This is a genomic window from Bradyrhizobium genomosp. I (2014) (assembly GCF_000261685.1).
In the GTDB taxonomy this organism is placed as follows: Bacteria; Pseudomonadota; Alphaproteobacteria; order Rhizobiales; family Xanthobacteraceae; genus Bradyrhizobium.
Map to the genome: position 1 here is coordinate 1 of NZ_AJQE01000024.1, position 7,925 is coordinate 7,925.

A 7,925-nucleotide genomic window follows, 5' to 3' on the forward strand; every position below is an offset into this window, starting at 1 on the left:
TTTCTGGTCAAGGCCACGGACGAGATCGCCAAGCTCCGCCTGTTGCAGGTGGAGAAGAAAGCACGGGGACTCGGTGTCGGCCGCGCACTGGTCGAGCAATGCATCCAAGGCGCACGCGAGCGGGGCTACAGCAAGATGACGCTGTGGACCCAGAGCATTCTGGTTGCCGCACGAGGCATCTATCAAAGTACGGGCTTCAAGCTCGTGAAGGAAGAGAAGCACCACAGCTTCGGTGCCGATCTGGTTGGAGAGACGTGGGAGCGCGATCTGTAGCTGCGCAATGCGCATTGCTGCGCGCTCTCCCTCCGCGAAAGTCGGTGCGCGCGGATGGGTACCCCTCATCCTGAGCCATAGCCGATGCGAAGCATCGGCGTTCTTAAGAACGGCGGCCGAAGGCCGCCTATGCCACCTTCTCCCGCGAGGGGAGAAGGGAAGAAAGGCAAGAACTCAGAAAGTCGCGCCTTGCGCCTTCGGCCTTCGCAGATGCTCGTCCAGCCGCGGCATGATCTCGACGAAATTGCACGGCCGCGTGCGGTAGTCGAGCTGGGCTGCGAGGATGCCGTCCCAGCCATCGCGGCAGGCGCCGGGGGAACCCGGCAGACAGAAGATGTAGGTGGCACCCGCGACACCTGCAGTCGCGCGGCTCTGGATCGTCGACGTGCCGATCTTGGCGTGGCTCAGCATGTGGAACGCGATCGAGAAACCGTCCATGCGCTTCTCGAACAGCGGCTCGATCGCCTCCGGCGTGACGTCGCGCCCGGTGAAGCCGGTCCCGCCGGTGGTGATGACGACGTCGACGCCGCCATCTGCAATCCAGCGCCGGATGATGGCGCGGATCGCCTCGACATCGTCGGTGACGATCTCGCGGGCGGCGAGATGATGGCCCGCCGCGGTGAGGCGGTCGACCAGCGTCTGGCCGGACTTGTCGTCCGCGAGCGCGCGCGTGTCGGACACGGTGAGCACCGCGATATTGAGCGGGATGAACTGCTTCGTTTCGTCGATCGAGGCCATGGTGCGTCTCTCGTGTCCCGGACAGGGGGCGACGCGTCAGCGCCGCGCCGCAGAGCCGGGACCCATTTCAGAGGTTGGGAGACCGGCGTTGTGGGCCCGGCTCAGCAGCGCATCACCATAGCGTGTCGCAGACGCGCGTAAACGCGCTTATGGTGCTGCCCTGCGTCCGGGGCACGTCATAATCGCTACAACGCTCCGGCACCGAACGTGTTGCAGGCCTGGACCGTGCCCTGCTGGTAGCCAGTCATGAACCATTGCTTGCGTTGCGCCGCCGAGCCGTGGGTGAATGAATCGGGCACGACCCGGCCCGTGGCCTGGCGCTGCAGCGTATCGTCGCCGATCGCGCTCGCCGTGGTCAGCGCGGCGTCGATGTCGCCGGGCTCCAGGAAGTTCGGACGCTTCTTCGCCTCGCGATTGACCCAGACGCCGGACAGGCAGTCCGCCTGCAACTCGACCTTCACCTGGAGCGCATTCGCCTCGGCCTTCGAGCCGACCTGCTGCTGCAGCCGCGTCACGCGCGGAATGATGCCGAGCAGGTTCTGAATGTGATGGCCGGCTTCATGCGCAATGATGTAGGCCGTGGTGAAATTGCACGCCGACTTGCCGGAGCAGCCGCGAAAGCGCGTCTCGACCTCGCGGAAGAACGCGGTGTCGAGGAAGATGGTGCGATCCGGCGGACAATAGAACGGTCCCATCGCCGACTGCGCCATGCCGCAGCGGCCGCCATTGGTGGCATTGCGGAACAGCACGATCTTCGGACCGGTGTAGGACTGGCCACTGGCCTGGAAGATCTCGCTCCAGCGATCGTCGATCTCGCCGAGGATGCCGGAGATCATGCTGCCCATCTCGTCGGTCGGCGCGCCGCGCTTGCCCGAGGAGGCCTGGCGATCGGTCTGGTAGGTCGGCGCATGGCCGCCGCCGGTCAGAATTTCGGCGCCGCCGATCAGGATGCGTGGATCGATGCCGAAGGCGTAGCCGAGCAGGCCGAGCACGATGATGGTGCCGATGCCGAGCCCGCCGCCGCCCATCGGCAGGCCGAACCCGCCTCCTCCGCCGCCGCCAAAGCCACCACCTTCGTCGCGACGATCCTCGATGTCGTCGCTGCGGCGGAAGTCATCGTAACGCATGGCGGCCTTCCCTCTGGGATCCCTGAATCAGTTTCGACGGCGCACAATGATGTGGAAGCTCAACGCGCCACACACGTAAAATTTCCGTTGCTTTTATCAATATCGTGGCCGGCAAAAATTGCCTAGTGCGACAGCATGTCGATGCCAGCAATTTTTTCCGAGGGTCGAGCAATTTTTTCCGAGAGAAATTTGCAGCCTTTTTGCAGCCATGATTGCTGCAGCAAGCCGGGCAAACGCGAAATACACTGCAAAATACGGCGAATGCGCACGACAACGTTCGCACAACCGGCGACGCGAGGGCTGCTCACGAAAGCGGCGGATTAAGCCGATTTTTACTTTGCCCCTTCAATGTAACGGCCAGTCGGTTGTTTGGTCCCGCGTCGCCGACAGCGTCGCCTGAGTCAGAGTTCTTGAGTCATGGTAGAGTCGCGTCGCGGGGCGTCTGCAAGGGCGCCCCGCACAAATTTTGAGTCCCCCTCGCATCGCATCATTCTCGGCGATTGCGTCGCCGAGATGTCGAAGCTTCAGGCTGGTTCGGTCGACCTGGTGTTCGCCGACCCGCCCTACAATCTCCAGCTCAAGGGCGATCTCAAGCGCCCCGACGAATCCCATGTCGATGCCGTCAACGACGACTGGGACAAGTTCGATTCGTTCTCCGCCTATGACGATTTCACCCGCGCCTGGCTGCTTGCCGCCCGCCGCGCGATGAAGCCATCGGCGACGATCTGGGTGATCGGCTCCTATCACAACATCTTCCGTGTCGGCGCGATCATGCAGGACCTCGGCTTCTGGCTCCTGAACGACATCGTCTGGCGCAAGGCCAACCCGATGCCGAATTTCCGCGGCCGCCGCTTCACCAACGCGCACGAGACCATGATCTGGGCCGCGCGCGACGAGAAGGCCAAGGGCTATACGTTCAACTACGAGGCACTGAAGGCCGCCAACGAGGACGTGCAAGCGCGGTCCGACTGGCTGATCCCGCTCTGCACCGGCGAGGAGCGCCTCAAGGGCGCCGACGGCAAGAAGGTGCATCCGACGCAGAAGCCGGAAGGTCTGCTCGCGCGCGTGCTGCTGTCGTCGTCCAAGCCCGGCGATCTCGTGATCGATCCCTTCAACGGCACCGGCACGACTGGCGCGGTCGCAAAGCGCCTCGGCCGCTCCTATATCGGCTTCGAACGCGACAAGACCTACGCCAAGGCGGCTGAGGCCCGCATCGCCGCGGTCGAGCCGCTGCCGGAAGAAAGCCTCGCCCCGTTCATGACCGCGCGCGAAGCGCCGCGGGTGGCGTTCTCCGAGCTGATCGAGCGCGGCATGATCATGCCCGGCACGAAACTGTTCGACGCCAAGAAGAAGCTCGGCGCGCTGGTGCGTGCCGACGGCGCCATCATGTTCGGCGACAAGGTCGGCTCGATCCACCGGATCGGCGCGGTCGCGCAAGGCGCGCAAGCCTGCAACGGCTGGACCTTCTGGCACGTTGAGACCAAGAAGGGTCTCAAACTGATCGACGAGCTGCGTGCCGAGATCCGCGCCGGCATGGCGGCGGAGTAGTTTTCCCTCTTACCGTCATTCCGGGGCGCGCGAAGCGCGAACCCGGAATCCATCCAGCAACAGCACATGCGGCCCAATGGATCCCGGGCTCGCGCCAAGAGGCGCGCCCCGGAATGACGGCGGCGGATGGTTGAAAGCCGCCGCTGCCGGGACTAGCTTTCCCCGATCAGCCTCCGTCCTGACGGCCGGCTCCCATGCGACGACAGTCCGAGACATTGCTGCTGGTGCCGCTGCTGCCGATCTTCCTGGTCGGCATGTTTCCGATGTTCCTGATCGCGCTGCTGGGATTTTTCGGTCTCGCGCTGTTCGGCGTGCTCGTGATCTGCGTCGGGCTCGCCAGCAGCAACGAGGCGCACGACAATTTCAACCACGACGTCATCGTGCATGGCTACGCGCGCGGATCGGAGCGGGCGGCGCGGGCGTCCGACATGCATCTCGCCGCCCGGCTCGGCCGGCGGCTGGAGGCCGTGGGCGCGGCCATGGTCCTTACGGCGGCAATCGGCCTTTGTTACGCTGCTTGATCTGCGTATCGCGCAGACGCCGCCCGGCAAACTCGCCGGTTGCTCTCCCGCAACGGCTTCAGGCAAGACAAGGCCCGCCCAACGATGCCACGCCTGCGCGCGGCAACAGACACCGGGGAGTGCTCGATGCTCAAATTCTACTTCAACGGATCGCCGAATCCGACCAAGGTTGCGCTTTATCTGGAAGAATCCGGTCTGCCCTTTGAACCGGTCGCCGTCGACACCCGCAAGGGCGAGCAGTTCGCGCCGGACTATCTGAAGATCAATCCGAACGGCAAGGTACCGGCCATCGACGACAACGGCACCATCGTGTTCGACTCCAACGCGATCCTGCTCTACCTCGCCGAGAAGACCGGCAAGTTCCTGCCCGCCGCCAGCGTGCGCGGCGAGACGCTGTCCTGGCTGATGTTCGTGGCCACCGGCGTCGGGCCGTATTCGGGTCAGGCCGTGCACTTCAAGCATTTCGCGCCGAAGGACCAGAACCACGACTACGCCCATAACCGCTACCAGTACGAGACTGATCGCCACTACAAGATTCTCGACGGTCACCTCGAAGGCCGTCGCTACATGGTCGGCGACAGCTATTCGATCGTCGACATGGCGCTGTGGGGCTGGGCGCGGATGGTGCCGTTCAAGCTCGGCGACGGCGCTTTTGCCCGATACCCGAACGTGAAGCGGCTCGTGGACGAGATCTCGGCGCGCCCCGCGGCGGCGCGGGCCATCGCCCTGAAGGACAAGTTCACCTTCAAGGCCGAGATGGACGACGAAGCACGCAGCAACATGTTCAAGCACATGACGGCCAAAGTGGCCTGATCGCCTCGCGCCGCCGTTCGAGGCCACGCGCATGCGCGTGGCCTCTTGCGTTTGAGACTTCAGGCGGCGTGGACCGAGTTCAGGAACCTGGTCACCTCGAGCTTGAGGCGGTTGCTGTCGGCCGAGAGCGAGCGCGCCGCCGACAGCACCTGCGAGGAAGCCGAGCCGGTCTCGGAGGCGCCGCGCTGCACGTCGCCGATGTTGGACGACACGAGCTGTGTGCCCTGGGCCGCCTGCTGGACGTTGCGGGAGATCTCCTGCGTTGCCGCGCCCTGCTGCTCCACGGCGGCGGCGACCGTCGACGAAATCTCCGACAGCCGCTCGATGGTGCCGCTGATCTCCCTGATCGAGCCGACCGACTCCTCCGTCGCGGCCTGGATGCTGGAGACCTGCTGGGCGATCTCGCCGGTGGCCTTCGCCGTCTGCTCGGCGAGCGCCTTGACCTCGGAGGCGACCACCGCAAAGCCGCGGCCGGCTTCGCCGGCGCGCGCAGCCTCGATGGTGGCGTTCAGCGCCAGCAGGTTGGTCTGGCCGGCGATGGTGCTGATCAGCTCGACCACGTCACCGATCCGGGCGGCGGCCTTGGAGAGCGCGCCGACGCGCTCGTTGGTCCTGCTCGCCTGACCGACGGCCTCGCCCGCGATGCGGGCGGATTCCTGCACCTGGCGGGCAATCTCGGATACCGAGGAGGAGAGCTCCTCGGTCGCCGAGGCGACCGCCTGCACGTTGGCCGAGGCTTCCTGCGAGGCGCTGGCGACCTCCGTCGACAGGTCCTGGGCCCGCGCAGCGGTCGTGGTCAGAGTGCCTGCGGAGGCTTCGAGCTCGCTCGACGCCGACGACACCGTGTTGACGATCTCCCCGACCGCCTGCTCGAACTGATCGGCAAGCCTGGCCATGTCGGCCTTGCGGCTCTCGGCCTGCCGCGCCTCGAGCTCGGCCTGCTCGGAGCGCATACGCTCGGTCTCGACCATATTGTCCTTGAATACCTGGATCGCCTTGGCCATGTCGCCGATCTCGTCGGTCCTGCCGCGGCCGGGAATCTCGACCTGGAGATTGCCGCCGGCAAGCCGCCCCATCGCGCCCGTCATCGAGGTCAGGGGACCGACGATGCTGCGGGCGATCAGGACGGCGACGATGCCGCCGAACAAGATGGCGAGGCCGCCGGCGATCTCCTGAACGGTCGTCGTTCCCGCGATCACGACTTCGGCGGTGGTCCGCGATTGCTGGTAGTCCTGCTTCAGGGTCGTTTCCGCGGCCTTGAGCTTGCCGATGCTGTCGACGATGAGGGGCGCGAGATTCTTGTGGTAGATCTCGTCGGCCTGGAGCATCGCGGCGGAGGTCGTCTCGAACGCCGATTTGTAGATTCCGAGCGAGGTCTTCACCGGCGTGAGCACGGTTCGCAATTCCGTCGCCTGCGGGCTCTTTTCCAGCGCCGAAAGGCGCTGCATCGCCCTGTCCACATTGGTCCTGAAATTGGCGGGTCCCTTGGTGTCGCGCAGGGCCAGGAAGCGCCAGTTGGCGATTTGAACCTGGAGAAGCCGGGATTCGAGGTCCGCGACGAGCGCCGCGGTGTCCTCATCGACGGCTGCGCGGGCCACATCAACGAGCTTGTTCATCTTGGCAGTCAGCTCATCTCCGCTCGGCAGCAGCGTCGCCTTGCCGGTTCGCGCCTCGTTGACGGCGTCCCCAAGATTGTCACGCAGGCTTCGCATTTTGGCGATTTCGGTGATGAGATCTTCGTAAAGCTTGCGCCGTTCCTCGGAGGCCGTCCCCTGGGCTCCGACCTTCAACAGCTCGGTCGCCGCGGTTTCCCGTTCCGAAGCCTCTTTCATCGCAGGCTCGCTGGCGTCGTAGATGTAGCGCAGATTGGCCCGCTGGATCGCCTGGAGATAGGTCGATATCTCCAGCACCCGCGCCGTGCTGTCAGAGAGGGCGGATTGTCTTGCGACCTGATCCTGCACGTCCCGCAAATTCCAGACGGCAACCACTGCCATCACGAGACCGACCGCCACCAGGGCCATGAAGCCCGCGTACAGGCGTCCCCTGATCCGCAAACGAAATTTCGGCATTCCCACTGTCCACCCGGATGCATGTGAATTCGAGGGGCCGAACAACTCCGGCGATCATTGCGGCCACTCCGGCAGCCGCACGTCGCGCCCTGGGGACTCGCGCTGCACCGCGACACAATGGGGGACACTCGTTAATTGAACCTTCAAATCTTTCGCGCGATTGAGATCGGCCGGCACGAAATTTGCTGTTTTTGTCGGCAGCTATGCAAAGTTCGCGCGCGAATGCGCAGCGTCATACAGGGCGCTGCATGCGAACGCTCACGAGGCGCCGGCCTTCTGCAATTTGTCGAGTGCATGCTCGATCACTTCCAGCGTGTAGGGCTTCTGGACCACCGGCGCCGACGCCAGTTGCTCCGGGAGCGGCGCGCGCTCGCCATAGCCGGTTGCGAAGATGAAGGGCACCCCGATCTCCTTCAGCTTCTGAGCCACCTTGATGCTGCTCTCGCTGCCGAGGTTGAGATCGAGCAGGGCAAAGCTCGGCCGGGTGCGCTCGATCGATCGCAGTGCCTGATCGACGGTGGCGGCGGTGTCGACGTGGCGAGCGCCTAGATCGAGCAGGATGACCTCCGCCGCCATGGCGATGATCAGATTGTCCTCGACGATCAATGCCGTGTCGGAAATCCTGGGTCGGGTGGACTGCTGCTCCTCGACGCGCATGGCGGCTCCTGCGATGGACGGGACCAATTCGACGAAATTGGGGGGAATCACGAACTTTGCCTGCACGCCCAGGAGGTCGAAGCGGATCTCGGCATCGCCCTTGAGGTCGAACGGCACCGATCGCTCGATGATCGTGGTGCCGAAGCCGCGCCGCGACGGTGGCTGTACCGGCGGGGGGC

At 64.7% G+C, this 7,925-nt stretch carries 9 protein-coding genes; 4 read left to right on the forward strand and 5 right to left on the reverse strand.

The window, feature by feature from the left end; genetic code table 11:
• Positions 1 to 273, forward strand: a 273-nt coding sequence (locus tag IC50_RS01965; RefSeq protein WP_035699843.1) for a GNAT family N-acetyltransferase, incomplete at its 5' end; no start/stop codon positions are given.
• Positions 274 to 447: 174 nt separating this feature from the next.
• Here IC50_RS01965 and moaB read toward each other — a convergent pair.
• The 3 genes from moaB to IC50_RS40995 form a co-directional block, all read right to left on the reverse strand.
• Positions 448 to 1,011, reverse strand: a complete 564-nt coding sequence (moaB, locus tag IC50_RS01970) for a molybdenum cofactor biosynthesis protein B (RefSeq protein WP_035699829.1) — start codon at positions 1,009 to 1,011, stop codon at positions 448 to 450.
• A 185-nt stretch (positions 1,012 to 1,196) separates the two neighbouring features.
• A complete protein-coding gene (gene ypfJ / locus IC50_RS01975) occupies positions 1,197 to 2,138 on the reverse strand; it encodes a KPN_02809 family neutral zinc metallopeptidase (RefSeq protein WP_035699831.1) in 942 nt (313 codons plus the stop codon).
• Between the two features lie 122 nt (positions 2,139 to 2,260).
• The gene (locus tag IC50_RS40995; RefSeq protein ID WP_157460787.1) at positions 2,261 to 2,407 is read right to left on the reverse strand and encodes a hypothetical protein; all 147 of its coding nucleotides are present in this window, start codon (positions 2,405 to 2,407) and stop codon (positions 2,261 to 2,263) included.
• Positions 2,408 to 2,555: 148 nt separating this feature from the next.
• Here IC50_RS40995 and IC50_RS01980 point away from each other — a divergent pair, with 148 nt between their 5' ends.
• The 3 genes from IC50_RS01980 to IC50_RS01990 all read left to right on the forward strand — a co-directional run bounded on the left by IC50_RS01980 (position 2,556) and on the right by IC50_RS01990 (position 5,020).
• Positions 2,556 to 3,686, forward strand: coding sequence for a site-specific DNA-methyltransferase (locus IC50_RS01980; RefSeq protein ID WP_035699833.1), 1,131 nt, complete (start codon positions 2,556 to 2,558; stop codon positions 3,684 to 3,686).
• 194 nt (positions 3,687 to 3,880) lie between these two features.
• Positions 3,881 to 4,207: a hypothetical protein gene (locus tag IC50_RS01985; RefSeq protein ID WP_035699835.1), complete on the forward strand. Its 327-nt coding sequence runs from the start codon at positions 3,881 to 3,883 to the stop codon at positions 4,205 to 4,207.
• A 126-nt stretch (positions 4,208 to 4,333) separates the two neighbouring features.
• Positions 4,334 to 5,020 (forward strand): glutathione S-transferase family protein, encoded by a 687-nt coding sequence (locus tag IC50_RS01990; RefSeq protein WP_035699836.1) that lies wholly within the window; start codon positions 4,334 to 4,336, stop codon positions 5,018 to 5,020.
• A gap of 59 nt (positions 5,021 to 5,079) precedes the next feature.
• Here IC50_RS01990 and IC50_RS01995 read toward each other — a convergent pair whose 3' ends face one another.
• The gene (locus tag IC50_RS01995) at positions 5,080 to 7,089 is read right to left on the reverse strand and encodes a HAMP domain-containing methyl-accepting chemotaxis protein (protein ID WP_035699837.1); all 2,010 of its coding nucleotides are present in this window, start codon (positions 7,087 to 7,089) and stop codon (positions 5,080 to 5,082) included.
• A gap of 258 nt (positions 7,090 to 7,347) precedes the next feature.
• Positions 7,348 to 7,925, reverse strand: a 578-nt coding sequence (locus IC50_RS02000) for a response regulator (protein ID WP_035699839.1), incomplete at its 5' end; no start/stop codon positions are given.